This is a genomic window from Streptomyces sp. NPDC086777, assembly GCF_040702065.1.
GTDB lineage: Bacteria > Actinomycetota > Actinomycetes > Streptomycetales > Streptomycetaceae > Streptomyces.
The window spans coordinates 46,144-66,741 of sequence record NZ_JBFBJI010000047.1; the positions used below are offsets into that span (position 1 = coordinate 46,144).

General features: G+C 71.2%; 15 protein-coding genes and 3 pseudogenes. 6 read left to right on the forward strand and 12 right to left on the reverse strand.

Annotated elements, in window-relative coordinates; genetic code table 11:
• Nucleotides 1-44 precede the first annotated feature (44 nt).
• Nucleotides 45-1,226 carry a TerD family protein gene (locus tag AB0472_RS39975; RefSeq protein ID WP_366364290.1) on the forward strand — a complete coding sequence of 394 codons (1,182 nt, stop codon included), beginning with the start codon at nucleotides 45-47 and terminating at the stop codon, nucleotides 1,224-1,226.
• Nucleotides 1,227-1,253: 27 nt separating this feature from the next.
• Nucleotides 1,254-1,655, forward strand: a pseudogene (locus AB0472_RS39980) (alpha/beta hydrolase); the annotation flags it as partial.
• A gap of 44 nt (nucleotides 1,656-1,699) precedes the next feature.
• Here the strand turns inward: AB0472_RS39980 and AB0472_RS39985 are convergent.
• From AB0472_RS39985 to AB0472_RS40005, 5 genes and pseudogenes are all read right to left on the reverse strand, one after another.
• On the reverse strand, nucleotides 1,700-2,716 hold the full coding sequence (locus AB0472_RS39985) for a 1-aminocyclopropane-1-carboxylate deaminase (protein WP_366364275.1): 1,017 nt from the start codon (nucleotides 2,714-2,716) through the stop codon (nucleotides 1,700-1,702).
• Between the two features lie 14 nt (nucleotides 2,717-2,730).
• Nucleotides 2,731-3,378, reverse strand: coding sequence for a GntR family transcriptional regulator (locus AB0472_RS39990; protein WP_366364276.1), 648 nt, complete (start codon nucleotides 3,376-3,378; stop codon nucleotides 2,731-2,733).
• A 106-nt stretch (nucleotides 3,379-3,484) separates the two neighbouring features.
• Nucleotides 3,485-5,074 (reverse strand): TROVE domain-containing protein, encoded by a 1,590-nt coding sequence (locus tag AB0472_RS39995; protein ID WP_366364277.1) that lies wholly within the window; start codon nucleotides 5,072-5,074, stop codon nucleotides 3,485-3,487.
• 493 nt (nucleotides 5,075-5,567) lie between these two features.
• Nucleotides 5,568-6,301 (reverse strand): annotated as a pseudogene (locus AB0472_RS40000) (alkaline phosphatase PhoX); the annotation flags it as partial.
• Nucleotides 6,302-6,702: 401 nt separating this feature from the next.
• Nucleotides 6,703-8,133 carry a hypothetical protein gene (locus tag AB0472_RS40005; protein ID WP_366364278.1) on the reverse strand — a complete coding sequence of 477 codons (1,431 nt, stop codon included), beginning with the start codon at nucleotides 8,131-8,133 and terminating at the stop codon, nucleotides 6,703-6,705.
• 342 nt (nucleotides 8,134-8,475) lie between these two features.
• Here AB0472_RS40005 and AB0472_RS40010 point away from each other — a divergent pair, with 342 nt between their 5' ends.
• Entirely contained in the window at nucleotides 8,476-10,302 is a 1,827-nt protein-coding gene (locus AB0472_RS40010) for an endonuclease/exonuclease/phosphatase family protein (RefSeq protein WP_366364279.1), read from the forward strand.
• Between the two features lie 15 nt (nucleotides 10,303-10,317).
• Here the strand turns inward: AB0472_RS40010 and AB0472_RS40015 are convergent, their stop codons facing one another.
• The 5 genes from AB0472_RS40015 to AB0472_RS40035 all read right to left on the reverse strand — a co-directional run bounded on the left by AB0472_RS40015 (nucleotide 10,318) and on the right by AB0472_RS40035 (nucleotide 13,160).
• Entirely contained in the window at nucleotides 10,318-11,055 is a 738-nt protein-coding gene (locus tag AB0472_RS40015; RefSeq protein WP_366364280.1) for an SRPBCC domain-containing protein, read from the reverse strand.
• A gap of 17 nt (nucleotides 11,056-11,072) precedes the next feature.
• Complete coding sequence (locus AB0472_RS40020) at nucleotides 11,073-11,681, reverse strand: helix-turn-helix domain-containing protein (protein ID WP_366364281.1); 609 nt, start codon at nucleotides 11,679-11,681, stop codon at nucleotides 11,073-11,075.
• A 108-nt stretch (nucleotides 11,682-11,789) separates the two neighbouring features.
• On the reverse strand, nucleotides 11,790-12,266 hold the full coding sequence (locus tag AB0472_RS40025; RefSeq protein ID WP_366364282.1) for a hypothetical protein: 477 nt from the start codon (nucleotides 12,264-12,266) through the stop codon (nucleotides 11,790-11,792).
• A 73-nt stretch (nucleotides 12,267-12,339) separates the two neighbouring features.
• On the reverse strand, nucleotides 12,340-13,017 hold the full coding sequence (locus AB0472_RS40030) for a hypothetical protein (RefSeq protein WP_366364283.1): 678 nt from the start codon (nucleotides 13,015-13,017) through the stop codon (nucleotides 12,340-12,342).
• Nucleotides 13,014-13,160 carry a hypothetical protein gene (locus AB0472_RS40035; RefSeq protein WP_366364284.1) on the reverse strand — a complete coding sequence of 49 codons (147 nt, stop codon included), beginning with the start codon at nucleotides 13,158-13,160 and terminating at the stop codon, nucleotides 13,014-13,016. The genes AB0472_RS40030 and AB0472_RS40035 overlap by 4 nt, the downstream gene beginning before the upstream one ends.
• A 179-nt stretch (nucleotides 13,161-13,339) precedes the next feature.
• On the opposite strand from AB0472_RS40035, the gene dapA reads away from it, so the two are divergent.
• Both dapA and AB0472_RS40045 read left to right on the forward strand, forming a co-directional pair.
• Nucleotides 13,340-14,251 carry a 4-hydroxy-tetrahydrodipicolinate synthase gene (gene dapA, locus AB0472_RS40040; RefSeq protein ID WP_366364285.1) on the forward strand — a complete coding sequence of 304 codons (912 nt, stop codon included), beginning with the start codon at nucleotides 13,340-13,342 and terminating at the stop codon, nucleotides 14,249-14,251.
• Between the two features lie 295 nt (nucleotides 14,252-14,546).
• The gene (locus AB0472_RS40045; RefSeq protein ID WP_366364286.1) at nucleotides 14,547-14,987 is read left to right on the forward strand and encodes a hypothetical protein; all 441 of its coding nucleotides are present in this window, start codon (nucleotides 14,547-14,549) and stop codon (nucleotides 14,985-14,987) included.
• 55 nt (nucleotides 14,988-15,042) lie between these two features.
• Here AB0472_RS40045 and AB0472_RS40050 read toward each other — a convergent pair whose 3' ends face one another.
• Both AB0472_RS40050 and AB0472_RS40055 read right to left on the reverse strand, forming a co-directional pair.
• Nucleotides 15,043-19,296: a DUF5663 domain-containing protein gene (locus AB0472_RS40050; RefSeq protein WP_366364287.1), complete on the reverse strand. Its 4,254-nt coding sequence runs from the start codon at nucleotides 19,294-19,296 to the stop codon at nucleotides 15,043-15,045.
• Between the two features lie 286 nt (nucleotides 19,297-19,582).
• A pseudogene (locus AB0472_RS40055) lies at nucleotides 19,583-19,948 on the reverse strand (tyrosine-type recombinase/integrase); the annotation flags it as partial.
• Between the two features lie 91 nt (nucleotides 19,949-20,039).
• Between AB0472_RS40055 and AB0472_RS40060 the strand changes: the two are divergent.
• The coding region (locus AB0472_RS40060; protein WP_366364288.1) for a leucine zipper domain-containing protein at nucleotides 20,040-20,598 on the forward strand (559 nt) is incomplete at its 3' end.

A 20,598-nucleotide genomic window follows, 5' to 3' on the forward strand; every position in this document is an offset into this window, starting at 1 on the left:
GGGAACGGTAAAGCGGGGTCGTTCGTTCACCAGGCATGACAGCTATGACCCCTGGCTCGAACATCCCTCTTCCGGTCTCCCGGGTGGCGGTGGACGTCGCCGCCCCCGTGCGGCTCGACGTGTCGGGCCTGCTGCTCACGGGCGACGGCAAGGTGCGCTCCGACGACGACTTCATCTTCTACAACCAGCCCGGCGGCCCGGGTGTGACGTACCGCTCCGGCGGCGGTACGGCCCCGGACGCGATCACCGTCGACACGGCGGCCGTGCCGCCCGGCATCGAGAAGATCGTCGTCACCGCGAGCCCCGACGCCGCGGGCCAGACCTTCCAGGGCATCGAGCCGACGGCCACCATCCGCAACGCGGACGACGGCTCGGTGCTGGCCACCTTCACGCCGCCGCAGCTGGGCACGGAGACCGCCCTGGTGGTCGTGGAGATCTACCTGCGGGGCGGCGCGTGGAAGGCCCGTGCGGTCGGCCAGGGGTACGCCGACGGACTGGCCGGCATCGCCACCGACTTCGGTGTGACGGTGGAGGAACCGACCCCGGCGCCGGCCCCCGCGGCCCAGCCCGCCGCGCCCGTCACGCCCGCCGCTCCCCCGGCACCGCCCGCCCCGCCCGCCCCGCCCGCGACGCCGGCCCCCGGCGCCGGGAAGATCAACCTCGACAAGGGCCGGGTCAGCCTCCAGAAGAACCAGACCGTGTCCCTGGTCAAGGACGGCCGCCCGCTGCTCTCCCAGGTCAAGATGGGCCTGGGCTGGGAGCCGGCGTTCCGCGGCAAGGACATCGACCTGGACGCGTCGGTCATCGCGTACGGCCCGCAGCGCGACCATGTCGACAGCTGCTACTTCGGCAAGCTGTCCATCCTGGGCGGCGCGATCAAGCACTCCGGTGACAACCTCACCGGTGAGGGAGGCGGTGACGACGAGGTGATCGCGGTGGACCTCGGCCGGATCCCCCCGGAGGTCACCGGCCTGGTCTTCACCGTCAACTCGTTCTCCGGCCAGAAGTTCACCGAGGTCGCCAAGGCGTACTGCCGTCTGCTGGACGCCGCGACCGGCGAGGAGCTGGTCCGTTTCGACCTCACCAACGCCGAGGCGCAGACGGGCGTGATGATGGCGAAGCTGATCCGCCAGTTCACCGGCGAGTGGGACATGACGGCGATGGGCTCGTTCGTGAAGGCCCGGACGGTACGGAACATGGTGAAGCCGGGGGCGGAGGCGCTCTGACCCGGGCGCGGCGAGGACCAGGCGGTCTTCGAGGGCATCCTGGACGCGGTCGGCAAGGACCGGTACGCCTACTTCACCGCGTTCTACCAGGACTTCTACAACCTCGACGAAACGCTGGGCAGCCGGATCAGCGAGGAGGCCGTCCGCAACAGCTGGAACGTCGCGGCCGGCGCCTCCGCCCACGCGTCCGTGGCCTGCGTGGCGACGTGGATGACCGACTTCCGCGCCGATGTGGCGAAGGTCGACGTCCCGGCGCTGATCCTGCACGGCACCGGCGACCGGATCCTGCCGATCGACGCGACCGGGCGTCCGTTCCACGCGCTGCTGCCGTCGGCCGAGTACGTGGAGATCGAGGGCGCCCCGCACGGCCTGCTGTGGACGCACGCCGAAGAGGTGAACGCCGCTCTGCTGTCGTTCCTCGCCACGTAGGGCTCTCGCTCGCCCGCTGCCGGAACAGCCCTGGAAGCGATCTCCTAGAAGAGCGCACTGTACGCGTTCAGCGCCGGCTGCCCTCCCAGGTGGGCGTAGAGCACGGTGGAGTCGGCGCCGATCTCACGGCGTTCGACCAGGTCGATCAGCCCCGCCATCGACTTGCCCTCGTACACCGGGTCCGTCACCATCCCCTCCGTGCGGGCGGCCAGGCGCATCGCCTCCAGGGTGGCGTCGTCCGGGATGCCGTAGACGCCCGCGTGGTAGCGCTCGTCCAACTCGACGTCGTCGACGGTCAGTTCCCGCTTCACTCCGATCAGTTGCCCGGTCCGGTGGGCGATGCGCGCCACCTGTACACGGGTCTCGGCCGGCTTCGCCGAGGCGTCGATGCCGATGATCCGGCGCGCCCGGCCGCCCGCCTCCGCCAGCGCGGCGAACCCCGCGACCATCCCGGCCTGCGTGGACCCGGTCACCGAGCAGACGACCACCGTGTCGAAGAAGACGCCCAGCCGTTCCTCCTGCTCGGCGACCTCGTACGCCCAGCCGGCGAAGCCGAGGCCGCCGAGCGGGTGGTCGGAGGCGCCGGCCGGGATGGCGTACGGCTTGCCGCCGGACTCCTCGACCTCGCGCAGCGCCAGCTCCCAGCTCTCCTTGAAGCCGATGCCGAACCCGGCGCGGACCAGGCGGACGTCGGCGCCTGCCAGCCTGCTGATCAGGATGTTGCCGACCTTGTCGTACACCGGGTCCGGCCACTCCACCCAGCTCTCCTGCACCAGCACGCACCCGAGCCCGGCGCGGGCGGCGACGGCGGCGACCTGGCGGGTGTGGTTGGACTGCACCCCGCCGATGGAGACGAGGGTGTCGCAGCCCTTGGCGAGCGCGTCCGCGACCAGGTACTCCAGCTTGCGCGTCTTGTTCCCGCCGTACGCGATCCCGGAGTTGCAGTCCTCCCGCTTGGCCCACAGCGCGGCACCGCCGAGACGGGCGGTCAGGCGCTCCAGGGGGTGCACGGGCGAGGGGCCGAAGAGGAGGGGGTAACGGTCGTAGGAGGACAGGGACATGGGAGCTCCTGGGGTCAGTCGGGGGCGACCGGGTCTGCGAGGCCGCGCCAGATGTCCGCCGTGACGCGGACCGCCGCCTCCGTGTCACCGGCGGCACAGGCCTCGATCAGCCTCTCGTGCAGTCCGGCCGAGCGGCAGGAGCCGCCCTCGCCGAAGCGGCGGCGTTCCAGACGGCGGATGAGCGGGGTGTAGCGGGCGACGGTGGCGGCGGCCGCGCGATTGCCGGCCACCCGGACCAGTACGTCGTGCAGTTCGTCGTCGGCGCGCAGGGCCCCGTCCACGTCACCGGCGTGTACGGCGGCGGCGAACCGGACGTTGGACACCCGCATCAGTTCCAGGTCGGTGTCCCGCAGCCGGGGTACGGCGGCCCGGGTGACCAGTTCGTGCATGGCGCCGACCACGGCCGCCGCGTCCCGTACGTCGGCGGCCACCACCGGAGTGACCCGGGTGTAGCTCTGCGGCTTGCTCTCCAGGAGCCCCTCGTCGACGAGGCGCGCGAACGCCTCCCGCACGGGCGCCCGGGACAGCCCGAGCCGCTCGGCGAGTTCGGCGTCGCGCACCACCGCGCCCGGTTCGATCTCACCGGCGACGATGGCGTCCCGGATCGCGGCACAGGCGCGGTCGCGGAGCAGGGTGCGGGTGACGGGTCGCAGGGCCTCCATGAACTGAAATGTTAGATATCAGTGACCGGCGAGGGCAAGGGGGCGGCGGGCAGGGGTGTGACCCGCACCCCCCGTGAAGGTGCGGGTCACGTTCGGAAGGCGGCCCTCAGGCCGCCGTCTCCCACGGCCAGGCGGCGTCCCGGGCCGCCTCCAGCAACGGCACCATCCGGAAAGCCGCGTCCGAGAGGCCGCCGAAGGTGTGGCGGTTGCCCGTGCCGGTCGGTCCGTGGCCCACCCGGTAGCCGGCCAGGTTCCAGGTGTAGACCGGGATGTGCGCCGGGACCTGGTGGGTCGGGTCGCCGTGCCGGCTGAACGCGTACTGCTCGTCGGTGACGATCAGCACCCGGTCCTGTCCCCGGTAGTGGGAGCGGATCGCCGAGGTGGTGTCGGTGCCGCCCAGGTCGCCGAAGCGGCCCAGGACCTTCAGCACCGACTCGCCCCTGCCGAACGTCAGCCGCCGGCTCGTCGTACCGAACTCGACGAGGTCCGCTTCCGCCGCCCGCAGCGCGAGCGCCGTACCGAAGATCGCCGCCGCGTCGGCCCGGTTGAGCTCCGAGCGGTCGGACAGGCGCGAGTAGAACATCGAGCCCGAGCGGTCGACGAGCACCAGCGTCCGCCCCGGCAGCGCGGGCACATTGGCCAGCGAGTGGCCGAGCGCCTGCTCCAGCGGGTACGACCAGCGCAGCGACGGCGCGTGCTGGTACGCGGCGAGGTACCGGAACGGGAACTGCCGCGACCGCGCCACCTCCGCCGGGTCGCCGATCCGGGCCGCGACGGTGGCCGCGACCTCGTCACGGACGCCGGCCTCGTCGAAGTTCCGGAGGTTGCGGACGAGTGCCATGGTCCCCATGGACGGGATGACCGCCTCCCACGCGGCCCTGTCCATCGGGCCCTGGAGCCAGCCGGCCAGTGCCTCCCAGGTGAGACCGGACGCCGCGAGCCGCTCGGCGCCGCCGGGCCCGGTGACGACGGCGCGCCGCCGGGCGACGGGCAGCGCCATCAGCTCCCGGTGCGCGCCGAGCACCGGGCTCGACGCGGGCGGAACGGCGGTGTCCGGGTTGTGCCGGCGGTCCAGCGCGTACCGGAACAGCTCGCCCTGCCACGGCTTGTCCGGGTCCGGCGCCGCGTGCACCAGGTTGAGGATGTCGCCGAAGCGGTACCCCTTGGACGCGGTGTCGTACTTGAGCAGCGACCTGCCGTGGTACAGGCGTCGTACGGCGTCGGCGATCCCGCGCTTGACGGGCTTGGGAACGGCACGGCCGTACGTCGCCGTCCAGTAGCCGAGCAGTTCGCCGGGCTCGTCGGGCCGCTGGAGCACGGAGGCGACGACCTGACGGTTCGAGGGGCCGCCGGTGGCCCCCACGGCCAGGCGGGCGTGCACGTACTCGGCGGCACCCACGATCGAGGCGGTCCGCATGTTGCCCTCGCCGCGCAGCCAGCCGAGCAGACCGGCCGTCCAGGCCGGGTCGGTGACGGCGAGCTCGCGCAGGAGCCCCGTGAACCGGTCGTCGCGGGCCGCGCCGGACTCGTAGAAGGTCTGCTGCGAGACGAAGTTGGCGACGGCGAGCAGGAAGAGCTCAGACCGCGCGTCCCGCTCCCGGCCGAGCCCGCCCTGGAAGGTACGGAGCACGCGTCCCGTGGAGGTGACCCGGGAAATCGGCTGGGCCCGGGCCGCCTTGGTGTTGAATCGCGCCATGGTGAATTCCCCCCGAATTCATTGGAGTTTCGGAGGAGGCGCAGCAGAAGGAGGGTGTCCGAGTTCAGGGATCGGCGACGGACCGTAAACTGGCGCGTCTGCCATTTCGCCACACCGGCCGCAGGCCGATGACGGGAATCGAACCCGCACCCCCTTTCGGGGACCAGAACCTGAAGTAACCGCTGCCTGCGCACCGGACACCCACCATGAGCTGCGCCTCCCGAGATCAAGCACACGCACCGGGAGGTGCATGAAGTTTTCGATGTCCAGAGATCGAAGTCGGCGGAACCGACGTAGGTGCTCTAACCCCTGAGCTACACCGGCGCGTTGTACCGGTGGCGGGACTCGAACCCGCGGCCGCCCCATTATGAGTGGAAGTAGGTCCTGCCTTCGCACCTGGACATGCACAACTCTAGGAGGCGTTCCGCGGGCCGAGCGAGTGAATTAACCAGCCGCGCTGCCGGCGCTTCCAGGGCCCGGGGCCGTTCGCGTTGGAGGCGTCCTCGGTCAGGTAGAGGTGGCCGCGCTCGGCGTCGACGACGGCCTCGTGGGCGTAGCGGCCCAGTGCCTTGACCGGCTTGGGGTCCCGGTCGGCCCGGCGGTCCTCGGGGTCGACCTCGAAGACGTAGCCGTGGTCCTTGGTGAAGCCGTCGGTGCCGGCCTTGTCCTCGGTCTCCTCGCAGGTGAGCCAGGTACCCCACGGGGCTTTGCCGCCCGCGCAGTTGGTGGCGGTGCCGGCGATGCCGACCCACTCGGCGACGGGTCCGCCGGGGCGGACCTCGACGACGGTGCAGCCACCGGCCGCGGCCGGGTCGTAGACGAGGCCCTCGGTGAGCGGGACCGGGCACTCCCAGTCGGCGCGCGGGCCGGCCGGTTCGTGGTTGTTGACGAGGAGGGTGGCGCCGCGCGAGCCGTCGAAGGCGGACGTGCCGTCGTGGTGGGAGGGGGTGAACTCGCCCGACCCAGCCTGGTCCTGCCGCGGTACGTGATGACGCGGTACTTGAAGCCGGCGGGGAGCGCGAGGATGCCGTCGGGGTCGGGGAGCAGCGGCCCGTAGCCGACGCCGCCGTGCCCGTGGCCGTGCCCGTGCGCCGCCTCGGCCGCACCGGCCTCGGTGGCGGCGAGGGCGTTCGGAGCGGTGGCGAGCGCGCCGACGCTGCCGGCCAGCGCGACACCGGCACCGGTGATCGCGGATCTCGCGGCGAAGTCCCTGCGGGTGAGCGACATGGTGTCTCCTGTGCCGGTCGGAGTGCCGTGGAGGGTGGCGAACCTCAACTCGGCGCACGCGCTCCCGCCCACCCCTGAAGGCCGGTTGAACACGGGGCGACATCGCGGACGTCTCTTCCATGAATCCGCAATCCCCGCCCCACGCCAACCCACAGGCCGCCCCAAGAACACCCCGCAGAGGGTTACGACGTCCCTTCCCGGGCCGACCTTCTTTCCGGCCGCAACGGCGCTCGGCCCAGGCGGCGCTGCCCCGCGGTGCCCGCCCCCCAGCGCCCCGTCGCACCGGCACGCACCACAACACCGCGCCCCGCCGCATCCTCATGGCCCGCCGCGACGGCGCTCAGCCGGACACCGCGCGGCCGACGGTGCCCGACCTCCACGCACCCCCGCCCCGCCGGCCCCTACCCCCCGTGCTGCGACCGTGCCTTGAACGCCGCCTTGCGGGCCTCCTTGGCCACCTTCTTGTCGGGGTGGAGACGGCCCATCGCCTCCAGGACGTCGGCCGTGTCGGGGTGGCCGACCCGCCACGCCTCGGCGAAGAAGCCGCTGTGCTGCCGGGCCAGGCCCTCCACCAGCGCCTGGAGTTCCTCGGAGTTCCCTTCGGCGGCCAGCTGCGCGGCCACCGTGTCGATGGTGAGCCAGAAGATCAGGTCCTGGGAGGGCGCCGGCACGTCGGCGGCGCCGCGTTCGGCCAGCCAGACCCTCGCGAGGCCGCCCAGCTCGGGGTCGTCGAGGACCTCACGGAGGGCGGGCTCGGCCTCGGCGCCGAGCAGGGACAGCGCCTGCTGGCAGCGCAGCCGCCGCAGCGGGGCACCCGCGTCCGCCCCCCGCGCGGCGGCCAGCAGCTCGCGGGCCGCCGCGAGGGATTCCCGGCGGGCCAGCCACTGCTCCGTCTCGGCCTGCGCGGCCCCCTGCGGAAACGTCGCCGTACCGTCGAGCAGCGCGTCCGCGCCCTTGTCGGCGAGCTCCCCGACCGCCGGCGCCTGGAAGCCGGCCTCCAGCAGCCGCGCCCGCAGCCCGTACGCGCCGAGCGGGGTGAGCCGCACCATGCCGTACCGGGAGACGTCGGCGTCGTCGACCGGCCCCGCCGCCGGTTCCTCCTCCGCGTCGGCCATCAGCGCCTCGTCCACCGGCTGGTACTCGACGAGTCCGACCGGTTCGAGCAGCCGGAACTGGTCGTCGAGCCGCATCATCGCGTCGGAGACCTGTTCGAGGACGTCGTTGGTCGGCTCCCCCATGTCGCTGGGCACGATCATCGACGCGGCGAGCGCGGGCAGCGGCACCGGTGCCTCGCCGGGACCGCCCTCGCTCACGGTCAGCAGGTACAGGTTGCCGAGGACGCCGTCGAGGAAGTCCGCCTCCGCCTCGGGGTCCCAGCCGAGTGACGAGAAATCGACCTCGCCGCCCTCGTCGAGCGCGCCGACAATTCCGTCCAGGTCGGGCACGCTCGCGTCGGCGATGACGGTCTCCAGCGCGGCCTGCCACACCGCGAGGACGTCGTGCGGCGAGCCCCCGGTGAGCAGCGCCAGCTCCTCCCCCGCCGCCACCGTCCCGGCCTCCTCGTCGGCGATCTCGACCAGTCCCGCGTCCACGGCGACCCGCCAGGCCTCACCGGCGTGGGCGACGGCGTCCTCGCCGGTGAGCCCGAGCGCCTCGGCGGCGGCCGGGAGCTGCTCCTCGACCAGTTCGCCGCCCGCGTCCACGCGGGTGTCGGGCCCGGCCCAGCGGGCGAGCCGGGCGGCCCGGGTGAGCAGCGGCGTGGACAGCGCGGCGTGCGCCAGCTCCGCTTCGGAACGCAACCGCACCGGGGGCAGGGGGGCGCTGTCAGACATCGGCTGGTTCTCCTCGGACGCCTCAACGGTCGTACGGCGACATGGACACCGTATCGACGGCCGTACGACCACCTGGACGCCGTACGGCTCAGCCGCTCAGCCTAGACGGATTTCCACCCATGCCGACCGGTTCATCTCCCCGCCCGGCCTCGCGCCTGGCTGAAACCTTGACAACTGCCGTGGCCAGGCTGGAGATTGACGCGCGTAGAAAACGAGGGGACAACTGTTCACTCGACGTCTTCGTGTGTCATATACATGTCATACAGCGCTCATGGACATGTCATGAACGCTCCATAAAACGCCCTCGTCCCGGCGCTTCCGTATGTCCCCGGAGGGATTCCCTTGCCGAGCAGGTCTTCCGCGCGTCTCGCCGCGCTCACCGTCGCCGCCGTCTGCAGCGCGGCGTCCACCGTCGCCCTCACCTCGCCCGCCCAGGCCGACGGACTGCGCATCCACGACGTCCAGGGCACCACGCGCACCTCGCCGTACGCCGGCCAGAAGGTGACGGACGTCCCCGGCATCGTCACGGGCACGCGCACCTACGGCTCCTCCAGAGGCTTCTGGATCCAGGACCCCACGCCGGACGACAACCCGGCCACCAGCGAGGGCGTCTTCGTCTTCACCAGCTCCGTCCCGAAGGTCGCGGTCGGCGACTCCGTCACGGTCACCGGCACGGTCTCCGAGTACGTCCCGGGCGGCGCCACCACCGGCAACCAGTCGCTGACCGAGATCACCAAGCCGACGGTCACCACCGTCTCCACCGGCAACGCGGTCCCGGCACCCGTCGTGATCGACAAGAAGTCGGTGCCGAGCGCGTACACCCCCACGGGTGACACGGCCGCGAGCAACTCGATCAACGGCCTGACCCTGCAGCCGGAGAAGTACGCCCTGGACTACTACGAGTCCCTGGAGGGCATGAACGTCCAGGTCGAGGACGCCCGCGTGGTCACCGCCACCGACCCGTACGCCGAGCTGTGGGTCACCGTGAAGCCGCACGAGAACCGCACCGACCGCGGCGGCTCGCTCTACCGCTCCTACCGCGACCAGAACACCGGCCGCCTGCAGATCCAGTCCCTCGGCCCGACCGCCGACTTCCCGGCGGCGAACGTCGGCGACACCCTGACCGGCGCCACGACCGGCCCGCTGGACTACAACCAGTTCGGCGGCTACACCCTCGTCGCAAGTTCGCTGGGCACCCTGAAGAGCGGTGGCCTGCAGCGCGAGACGACGAAGAAGCAGTCGCCCGGCCAGCTGGCGGTGGCGACCTACAACGTCGAGAACCTCGACCCCTCGGACGGCACCTTCGCCGCGCACGCGGCCGCGATCGTGAACAACCTCCGGTCGCCCGACATCGTGTCCCTGGAGGAGATCCAGGACGACAACGGCGCGACGGACGACGGCACGGTCGCCGCCGACGTGACGGTGAACAAGCTGATCGACGCGATCGTCGCGGCCGGCGGCCCGACGTACCAGTGGCGTTCCATCGACCCGGTCAACGACCAGGACGGCGGCGAGCCCGGCGGCAACATCCGCCAGGTCTTCCTGTTCAACCCGGAGCGGGTCTCCTTCGTCGACCGCGCGGGCGGCGACTCCACCACCGCGGTGGGCGTCACCAAGGTGCACGGCAAGGCCCAGCTGACGGCCTCCCCCGGCCGCGTCGCCCCCGCGGACTCCGCCTGGACGGCCAGCCGCAAGCCGCTCGCCGGCGAGTTCGTCTTCCGCGGCAGGACCGTCTTCGTGATCGCCAACCACCTCAACTCCAAGGGCGGCGACCAGGGGCTGACCTCGCAGTACCAGCCGGTGGTGCGCAGCTCGGAGACCCAGCGCCACGCGCAGGCGACGCTGGTCAACGCGTTCGTCCGGAGCATCCTCGACGTCCAGAAGGACGCCGAGGTGATCGCGCTCGGTGACATGAACGACTTCGACTTCTCCGGCACCGCCAAGATCCTGGAGAGCCACGGCGCGCTCTGGTCGGCGATCCGGTCGCTGCCGACGAAGGAGCGCTACACCTACGACTACCAGGGCAACGAGCAGGTCCTGGACCAGATCCTGATCAGCAAGCAGATCCGCGGCAAGGGCGACTTCGAGTACGACAGCGTGCACATCAACTCGGAGTTCCACGACCAGATCAGCGACCACGACCCGCAGGTGCTGCGCTTCCGCCCGTAGCCCGCCGGCCGCGGCTCAGGACTGGCCGAACACCCCGTTCAGCCAGTCCTGCCAGGCGGTCTCGTTGGCCTCGGCGTCGGCGTCCGGCGCGAAGTCGTGGACGCTGATGCCGACCGGGGCACCCCAGTGGTTGCGCCCGAAGAACCGGATCAGGGCGTCCTCGGTGCGCAGCCCGAGGAAGTACGGGTCGCGGTAGTCGACCACCGCCTCCAGGGCCCGGCCGCCGGGCCCGTGGACGCTCGCCTTCGCGCCCGCGGCCAGGTCGTCCGGCAGGCCGAGGGCACGGCCCACGGCGACGAAGGCGTCCGGGGCGTGGGACGCCTCCGGCCCGTTCAGCTGGGCGAAGCTCACCGGGCGGGGCGCGAAGTGGGTGAGGTACTCGCGCAGGGTGTGCAGGTAGAAGTCGGTGTGCCGGCGCGCGCCGTCGTACTGGTTGTCCCAGTCGTCGGTGAAGATCCCGCTGTGCACGTAGCGCACCCAGGCGCGGCGGCCGCCGTCGCGCTCCTCGATGACGTGCTCCAGCTGGTTGGCGCTCTGCGTCGGGAAACCGACGTCCTCGCTGCGGGTGACCAGGCGGTGCGGCGGGTCGTAGGCGGTCACCGTGGAGCCGAAGGCCGCCGTGCCGCCCACCCGGGGCTCGGGCGGCTGCATCGGCCACAGATAGCCGCCGGTGCCGTGGGTGATCGCCTCCCACACCTCCGCGGGGGTGGCGTCGACCTCGAACTCGCGGGCGATCTCGAATTCCTTGGACATGATGGGGCTCCTGCCGCCTACTGTTCCAGCTCGGGGGTGGGCCGGTCCTTCACCGTGGGATGGACGGCGACCACGATCCGGTGGTCCCGGCCGGCCTCCGCGTCGGGTGCGTCGTACTTGCGGATGAGCGCGCTCACGCCCGCCGTCAGCTCCTGCACGAAGGCCGCGCGGTCGGCGGCGGAGGCGAAGCGGACCTCGCCGTCCAGCGCGTAGGTCGCCAGCCGCTTGCGGGCCTTGGCGGCCCCGCTGATCAGCATGCCGACATCGCGCACCAGGCGCGCGCCGAGCGCGAGCAGCCAGCGCGCGGAGAGCTGGTCGCGGAAGCGGTCCGGGTCCGGCTGCACGGCGGGCAGCGCGGCCGGCGAGATGACGTACGACGCGGCGGTCGCACGCATCAGCCGCTCGGTGACGTTGCCCTTGCGCCGCTCGCCGGCCAGTTCGACCAGGCCGTGCCGCTCCAGCGTCTTCAGGTGGTAGTTCACCTTCTGCCGGGGCAGTCCGACCCGGCCGGCCAGCATCGCGGCCGACGCGGGCGCGTCGGCCAGTTCGGCGAGCAGCCTGGCCCGTACGGGGTCCAGCGAAACGACCGCTGCCTCGGGGTCCTCGATCACGGTGACGTCCAGCATGGCTCCACCGTCTCACCGAAAACTTTTTTTGTCCACACAGGTGGAGTTTTCGGTGGGACGGTGGAGCGGAGCCCCGGCGAGTCTCCGGGACGGCGGCCCCGGCGGGCGTCAGGTGCGGCGGGCCCGGCGCAGTGCGCCCACCGTCACGGCGACGGCGACGGCGGCGCCCGCGGCCAGCACCGGCCTGGGGAGCCGGACGAGGGCCCGGACGGCCATCCGCGCGGGCTGCGCGACCCGGCCCTCGACGGCGTGCCCCGCCTCGGCCGCCCGCTCCGTCGCCCGGTGCCCGGCGTGCCCGGCCCGCTCCTGCACGGCGTGCCCGGTGCGCAGCGCGTGCTCCTGGAACGTGTGGCGCGCCTTGGCCACCTGCTCCTGCGCCGTGTGGCCGCCCTTCATCGCCCGGCCCTGGGCCTGCTGACCGGCCTTGGCCGCTCCCTCGCGCAGCTGCACGCCCAGCGCGCCGGCCCGGTCCCTGAGGTCGGCGGCGCGGGCCTGGGTACGGCCCTTGAGGTCGGCCTTGGCCGCCAACGCACCGGCGGTGCCGGTCAGTCGGGCCCCCGTTGCGCGTACGGTCCTCTTCGTCATCGGTGCTGCCCCTCCTGGTCTCGTCGGCGTCCGCACTGCTTGCGGACCTTCCGAGTACCCGGTCCGGCCGCCTTCAGGCCTGTTCCCCCTGTTCGCCGAGCCGGGCCAGCTGGCTCTGGAACCAGTCGAGGCGGGCCTGCAGCAGAGCTGCCTCCGCGACCAGTTCGGGCACCCCGAGACCCTCCCCCGCCGTCACCGGGCCGCCGGCGGCCCCCGCGCCCCCGGCGATCACCCGCAGCCCCTGCCCCGCCCGCCGGGCGAACCCGGCGAGCGAGACGGACGCACGCGCGCGTACGCAGCCCGCGCAGGCGGCCGCGAGACCCCGCCAACCGGGCCTGCCCCAGCCCGAGTCGGCGAGCGCGACGGCCGGCGCACCGCAGGCACAGGGCCCGACGGTCGCGGTCCGCACCCGCTGCCGGGCGTAGCGGAAACCGCGCTCGAAACGGATGTAGGCGCCGAGGACGGAGACTTCGAGCAGCACCGCGGACCGGTGCTCGGCGGTGCACAACAGGGCCTCGGCGACCTCGCGTTCGTGCACGCAATGGAAGCCGCAGTCGCACAGCCGCGCGGGCGGGCGGTGCCGTCGGCCGTAGACACAGGACGCGTCGTCCAGCACCCCGTACGGCAGCGCGCCGCCCAGCGACACCCCGGTGAACCCGGCCCGCGCACCGTCCTGGGACAGCATCGGGTGGGCGATCTTGTAGCCGGCCGGCGGCTCCGTCGGCCGTTCCGCCGGGAGCCACGGCCTCATCGGGCGGCCGGAGCCTCTTCGGACGCGGAAGCGACCCGGGCCTCGTGGACCTCTTCGGAAAGTTCGGGAACCTCGGGTACGTCGTCGCTGACGAGCGGCCGCTCCTCGGCGAACCCGGTGGCCAGTGCCTTGCCCAGCTTCATGGTGCCTCCCATGACCCATGACGTGCCGTCGGTGACCGTCCGACCCATAGTGGCCCATGAGGGGTCGAGTTGGACACAGGGCCTCAGGCAGCCGCAAGGCCGACATCTTAGCTCTCCTAAAACATATCAAGTAGAAAATTTAAGTAGAGCTACGCTGTCGCTTTGCCGAGACTACCCACATGACGAACCCACGCGACACCGCCCGTTCGCCCCGCCCCTTCGGCCGCACGCTCTGCGCGATGGTCACCCCCTTCACCGAAGCGGGCGCGCTCGACCTCGACGGCGCCCGGCGGCTGGCCGCGCGCCTGGTGGCGGAGGGCTGCGACGGTCTGGTGCTGAACGGCACCACCGGCGAGTCGCCGACCACGACGGACGCGGAGAAGGCGGAGCTGATCGCGGCCGTCCGGGCGGCGGTGGGCGAGCGGGTCCCGCTGGTGGCGGGCGTGGGCACCGCGGACACCCGGCACACCGTCGAACTCACGCTGGCGGCCGAGAAGGCGGGCGCGGACGGGGTCCTGGTGGTGTCGCCGTACTACAGCAGGCCCCCGCAGGACGCTCTGGAGGCGCACTTCCGCGAGGTGGCCGAGGCGAGCGGGCTGCCGGTGATGCTGTACGACATCCCGGGCCGCACCGGCACCCGGATCGAGCCGGAGACACTGGTCCGGCTCGCCGCACACCCCCGGATCGTGGCCGTGAAGGACTGCTCGTACGACTTCCTCGGCATCCAGAAGGTGCTGGCGCGCACGGACCTGGCGTACTACGCGGGCTGCGACGAGCACATCCTCGCGCTGTACGCGGTGGGCGCGGCCGGCTGCGTGAGCACGGTGGCCAACGTCGTCCCGTCCCGGGTGGCCGCGATCCTGGACGCGTTCGACGCGGGCGACACGGCCCGCGCGACCGACCTCCAGCTGCGGGCCATGCCGTTGATCGAGGCGATGACGGCCGCGCGCCTGCCGGGCACGGTCACGGCGAAGGCACTGCTCGCCGAACTCGGCCTGCCGGCGGGCCCGGTACGCGCACCGCTGCGTCCCGCCGCCCGCGACGCGGCCGACGGCCTGCGGACGGTGTACGCGGAGCTCGGGGCGGGCTGACGGGCGCCGCTCGGCGAAGACCGGTGTCCCCCGGTCGGCGGCACCTTCCCCCTTGCGGAACGCTGAGCGGAACGGTCCTGTCGCTGCCGATGGTCACCAGCGGCAGGGGTATGGAACTGGTCGCCGCCGTCCTTGCCGATGTCCCGGCCGGCGAGGGACTTGTGGACACCCGTTCTCGCCTTCCCAAGGCGTTTGGTACGGGGCTGCAGACCGGTTCGGTGCGTGGCCGGCGGGGTAGAGGGCTCGAGGGCGAGGCGGCCCGGGACGGGCGGCCGGGGCCGGAGGGGGCGCATCGATGTCTGCCGAACTGTGGGTGGCTCTGAGTTCACCCGTCGTCGCCGTCTGCCTTACGGTCTGGAGCTTCAGACGTACCTCCAGAGCGGACAGGCTGCGCGCGTTCTTCGAGGTGCAGGAGCGCTACCTGGATGCGGAGGTGCGCGCGGGACGGCGTCTGCTGCATCGGACGGTCGCAGGGCGGGAGAGTCACGAGATCGCGGCACTGTCCGAGGACGTGGCCAGTCGCATCGGGCACGCCCTCGCCGTGATGAACTCCATAGCCATCGCCTGCGAGGGCCGGTACGTGGACACGGACATGGTCGCCCGCAGCATGGGCCGCTCCTATTCAGGCGCGATGGCGGCGGCCGTACCCTACATCGACCATGTCGAGCAGCAACGCGGATTTCGGCCGTATCCCTTCGCCGAGCGCTTCGCGCAGAGCCTGCAGCAACGGACCTGAGAAGGCCTGCCGGGCGTCGGGGGCCCTGGGCCTCGTTCGTCCCGGCGGGCTCTCGTCACCCTGCAGGGTCGGCGCCCTCGCGAATCCTGTGCAACGCGATACGGGTCTCCCAGAGGAGCGCGGCCCTCTCACGGCTCACCACGGTCCTGAAATGGGGCAGGTGCGTCGAGAGCCAGGCCAGGCCCATCGCGTCGCGGTCGGGACCCTCGAAGATGGTCTCGAACTCGTCCACCTGGTCGTCACTGAGCTGGTCGGTCAGCGCGGTACCCACGCGCAGTTCCAGTGTGCCCTGGTAGGCACGGTCGAAGGAAGCGAGGTCGTCGTCGGACAGGTGGGTCAGGACCAAGTCCTCCACAAGGTGCTGTCGGCTCGTCCGGGCGTCAGGTTCGCCCGCGGCCGGGGCTCCAGGGTCCGACTTCCCGTCCGGTCCGTCCGGCGCCCGCCTCGAAGACGGCTCCCGACGGCGTCGCACCACTGCTCGCTGGGCGGAGGCCGCACGTAGCAGCGGAGCGCGAAGGACCGCCGCCACGCGGAGAAGTTCCCGCCTGTGAGCGCTGCCGTCGGTACCGGACTCCTGGATACCGGAACGGGCGTCCTGCCGCGTCGCGAGCCACTCGTCCACGAAACTCGAGGACGCTGGTGTGCTGGCGGACCATGCGCGGTCTCCCCGGGTCGGCGGACGTCGCCGCGTGCGGTCCAGGTAGTTGCGTACCGCCGCCTGGGTGCGGCTCTCCCGTTCCTCGTCGTCGGCCCGAAGTTCGTTCCGGGAGCGCCACAGTCCTTGTTCGATCATGCGGGCGCGCACGCTGTCCCGGGCCGCAGGCAGACCAAGGTCGGAGTCGGCGCCGGGCGGTTGGAGGGTGAACGTGTGAGACTCGCCCGAGTACAGCATCTGAGCGACGCCCCGGTGGTTCCCAGGGGTGCGCAGGATGTCGGCCGACACGTCGAGCTCCTCGGCCAGCTGCTTCGCGTCTCGATTCGAGACCCCGAACACGATGCGGTTGGCGACGTTTCCGAGGATCGCCGACAGTACGTTGTCGGAGGTGGACCCGGTGAACCGGGAGAACGCGTTGAGCTGGTGCAGGTTCTGGTGGGCGAGCACAAGACTCAGGCCGAACTTCCTGGCTTCCGCGACCAACTCGTCGAAGCCCGTAACGGCGAAGGCCTGGAACTCGTCGACGTACATGTAGACGGGGTCCGCCTTGTCGCCGAACCGCCGCCATCGGGCGTACACGGCTTTGCGGACCCGTTCCTGGACGAAGGTGCCCAGCAGCGCGGCGGCCGACCTGCTCATCTCCCACTCGGGGAGCTTGACCAGCAGGATTCCGCCGCGGCTGATCACGCCCTCGATGGAGACGGTCGAGGTGCCCCCCGCCAGTACCTTCCCCAGGGCTCCGTCCTGCTGCAACTCGCTGAACTTGGACAACACCCAGTGCAGCACCTCGGCGATCTGGTCGTTCCGCTGCTGCTCGAATATCTCCCAGCGTTCCTTCAGGTCCGAGTCGGTGAGCAGGTCCCTGATCCAGCGACGCCTCTCGCTGCTGCGCAGCACGCGGACGAGGTCGATCACGCCGGGAGGCTTGAACGGGTAGTCGTCATGGGTGATGGACTCGAGGGCCAGCCGCACGATCTCCTCGAAGCGCGGCCCGTAGAACTCGTGATAGGACTGCCGCACCAGCAGGCGGATGAACTCCTCGATGGCGAGTTCCGTTTCCGCCTTACCGCGCACGTCGAGATCAAGCGGGTTGAGTACCGGCAGGAACTCGGGATCCCCGAGGTCCAGCAGAAGCACCTCTTCCTCCCGGCCTGCGGTGTGACCCAGCAGATAGTCGACCAGGTCGCCGTGCGGGTCGATGACGACCACTGATCTGTCGGCCTGGATGTCCTGCCGGGCCATGTGCTTGAGCATGTTCGTCTTACCTGACCCCGTGCGGCCCACGACGTAGGTGTGGCGCAGCCTGGCCTTCGCGTCCAGGCGCACCTCCACGCGCTGGTCCTCGCGGCCGTGAGCCAGGTGCGCGGTGCCCAGACTGATGCCGTCGATGGGAAGCGTGATGCTCGGCAGGGAGAGGGACCGAGGACGCCGGTGCAGCAGCCCGCGCCCCTCGATCCTGCCGTACGGGGGGTGGAAGACGCGCAGCGTCTCGGCGGGACTCAGCTGGACGGCGCCCTGTGGTGCCGGGCCTCCGGGCGCCAGCGTGTCGAGCGCCGACCCGTCCGAGACGATGTCGAACGGCACCCCCCGGAACAGCCACAGTCCGATGCTGCGCAACACCGAGTCGCCGAGCCGTTCGTCGGAGGCGACATGGATCTGGAGACCGAGGTTGCGCATGTCCGCGGATTCCTGGCCGGCACGGATGAAGAAGGCCGCCGCGTCCCGTTCCTCGTCGCCGAAGAGTCCGGCCTCCTCTCGCCACACGGTGGCCCGCTCGGCCGACGGCTCCCCCTCAGGCAGACGGCGGCAGGTCATCTGCACGGTGACCTGCGGCTTGAGGGCGCGCAGATAGTCGATGAGGCCGCCCCAGTCCTCCTGGACCGGGGGTACGGTCGCATCCCTGGGGCGTAGCTCCACCAGGAACGGCGTCTCCAGAGCGGCCTGGCCAGCCGTCGGGGAGAGGTCCCAGCCTCCGCTGAAGGCCACCCCGAGCTGCTGGCCGATGCCTTCGGCCAGATCCTCCGCGACTGCCGGGTCGCTGCTCTCGGTGAGTGCCAGGACATCGAAGAACGGCGCCATGTTCCCGCTGGTCTGGCGGACCGTGATAACGCGGTACAGCAGCCGGACGCTGGCGTCGTCGACCAGGGAGAGCGTGCGCAGCACGCCGAGTTGGCGCGGCAGACTGCGGACCGCGCTCTCTCCGCTGTACTGACCGAGGCGTGCCGAGTAGAAGAGCGTGAACTCCTTCGGGGCGCTGCCATCGTCCGGTGCCGGAGCCGACGGCGTGATGCGCTGGTACCTGAGGCGGATCAGCGGACCGAGTTTTCGGCGCGCGCGGTTGACGGTGTCGATCAGTTCGCCGAGCCCGTCGACGGTAGGGTCCTCCAGCAGGGGATGCCAGTGCTCGTGGAGCTTGTTCAGGGCCGCATAGCGGAGTTCGGGTTCCGACTGCACCTGGGTGAGAACGAGATGCGTCTTCAGGGTGACGAAGTCCGGGGCGCCCAGCAGCTGCCGGCTTTTCTGCCCTCTCCGAAGCGTCTTGACCGCCGCGAGCAGGACCGGGTTCGCTTCGACGAGACTCTTCTCGGCGGCAGCCAGGAACCCCGTGTACCGGCCGTCGGCGTACTGGTCCAGGGACCACGTCAGCATCGGACGTGCCAGTGCGCCCGCCGTCCCGGAGGTGTCGGTGCCGTCGTCCTCGTAGAGCAAGGCGGCCCGCAGATGGATGCGGTTCTGCGGGGGCTTGGTCGAACTGGGCCGGGTGGCGAAGCCCGCGAAGTCGGCGGAGACGATGGCTTCGCCCGCGGGGAGGGGCTCGGTACCCAGCGCGCGGCTCACGAAGAGTCCGGCCACATCCGGTGCGAGAACGGCGCTGCCGCCGCGTTCGGCATGGTTCGCGAACACGGTGGCGAAGTTGCGCGGGAGCTTGAGGAAGTCATCGGTGGGCTTGGACAGCGCAGTGACCAGCACCACGTCCGGCGGTCTCTCCCCGCCATCGAAGTCCCGCCGGAGGTTGACGTAGTCCATGCAGATGGCGAGTCCCAGCTCGTAGGAGCGATCGCCTTTGGTAATTTTCACCCGTTTGGGGCCGTTGCCACGGACGATGTTCTCACCGTGTGCGGGGTCCTGCTTGGTGACCAGGGACAGTTCGTCCTGGCTCACGAAGACAGCGGCGTTGCACTCGACGGCATCCTCGGCCTCGGGGAAGCCGTGTTGCACGAGAGTGCTCGCATCCGCAGCGCGCAGATGCCCGATGCCGGCGTAGATACCCAGCCGGTTGCGGTACCCGACGAGCACGGGCACCAGTTCCGCGGGGACCGAGCACTCGGGGAAGACGACGAGGTCGACATGATGCGCCACGCAGAACTCGAGTATCTGCTTGATCTTGAGCTCGGTCGAACGCAGTCGTTCGCGCCGTGCGGCGTCCAGGGCGTCATCGGTCCTGGACTCGGCCTCTTCGCTGAGGTCGAGTCCCGCGAGGGCAATCTCCCCGTCCTTGTCGGCCGACCCGAGCGTAAGTCCGAGCAGCGGTTCGTCGGGCAGCCAATAATTACCCTGAAACCTGCGTACGTTGGGCACATAGGCCAACTGGACGGCGGCGAGACGCAGAACATGGTCGCTGGTACGGATCGCGGAAGACGGCTCGTCGGCCAATGGTGCCCCCTGCTGTTGCCCAACGGACGCGGAGCGCACGGCGCTTGCGTACATATCACGGTACTGCGTCCGGGCCACGCGAGCGCCTCCACGCCCTCGGTGTCTCGGAAACCGATGAGGTCAGCGCATGAGGACAGGACCCACCATGACTCAGGACCGTCGAAGGCTGCGGTCCCCGCCGCAGCGAAACACCCTGTCCGGGGCGCCCGAGGGCGGCCCGGACAGGGTGTTTCGCGGGTGCCGGTCGTCAGTTGTGGCTGTTCTGATTGCGACGCAGGTCAAGGGGTCAACTTGCCCCGTGGGCCGTACCGGGGCCGTCTTCGGTGCTCTCCGGGTCCCGGAACACCCGGTCGACGGCGGCCCGGGTGCGCGCCTCGCTGTTCGGCATCAGGTGGGTGTACGTCCGGAGCGTGAAGCTCGGGTCGTGGTGTCCGAGGTACTCGCTCAGGGCCTTGATACTCTCCCCCGCGTCCAGGAGCACGGAGGCGTAGAAGTGGCGGAGGGCGTGCATGCCGTTCTCGCGGCCGAGGGGTATGCCGGCAGAAATCAGCGCCGGACGCCATACGGACCGGTTGAACCGGAACCGGTGGAGAGACTGGTTCCGGGCGTTGACGAACAACAGCGAGGCCGTGACCGGTGGGCCGTCCGGGGTCACGAGCGTTGTTAACGCGGGTCGGACTTGATCGTGGCGAAGGCCCCCGTGTGTGGTGGAGGTGTCGAATCTTCACCGCACGGAGGCCTTCGTGTCCCACCGTAATGCCCGGCTGACCGTTCACGGCAGGCGCCTGCTCATCGAGCGTGTCCGCTCCGGCCGTCCCGTCGCCCATGTCGCCGCCGAGATGGGCATCTCCCGTCCCACAGCCCACAAGTGGATCCGGCGCTGGCGGTTCGAGGGCGAGAGCGGACTCATCGACCGTTCCAGCCGCCCCCGCAGGACACCGCACCGGACCGCAGCCGCCACCGAGGCGCACGTCTGCAGGCTGCGACAGGACCGCAAACTCGGCCCGGCACGCATCGGCCCCGTCCTGGGCCTGCCCACCTCCACCGTGCACCGCATCCTCACCCGGCACGGCCTGAACCGTCTGGCCTCCCTGGACCGGCCCACCGGCCAGGTCATCCGCCGCTACGAACGCGACCACCCCGGCGAACTGGTCCACGTGGACGTCAAGAAGCTCGGCCGGATCCCCGACGGCGGCGGCCACAAGGTGCTGGGCCGCCAGGCCGGCCGCGCCACCCGCAGCTCCATGGGCTTCGACTACGTCCACTCCGCCGTCGACGACCACAGCCGCCTGGCCTACAGCG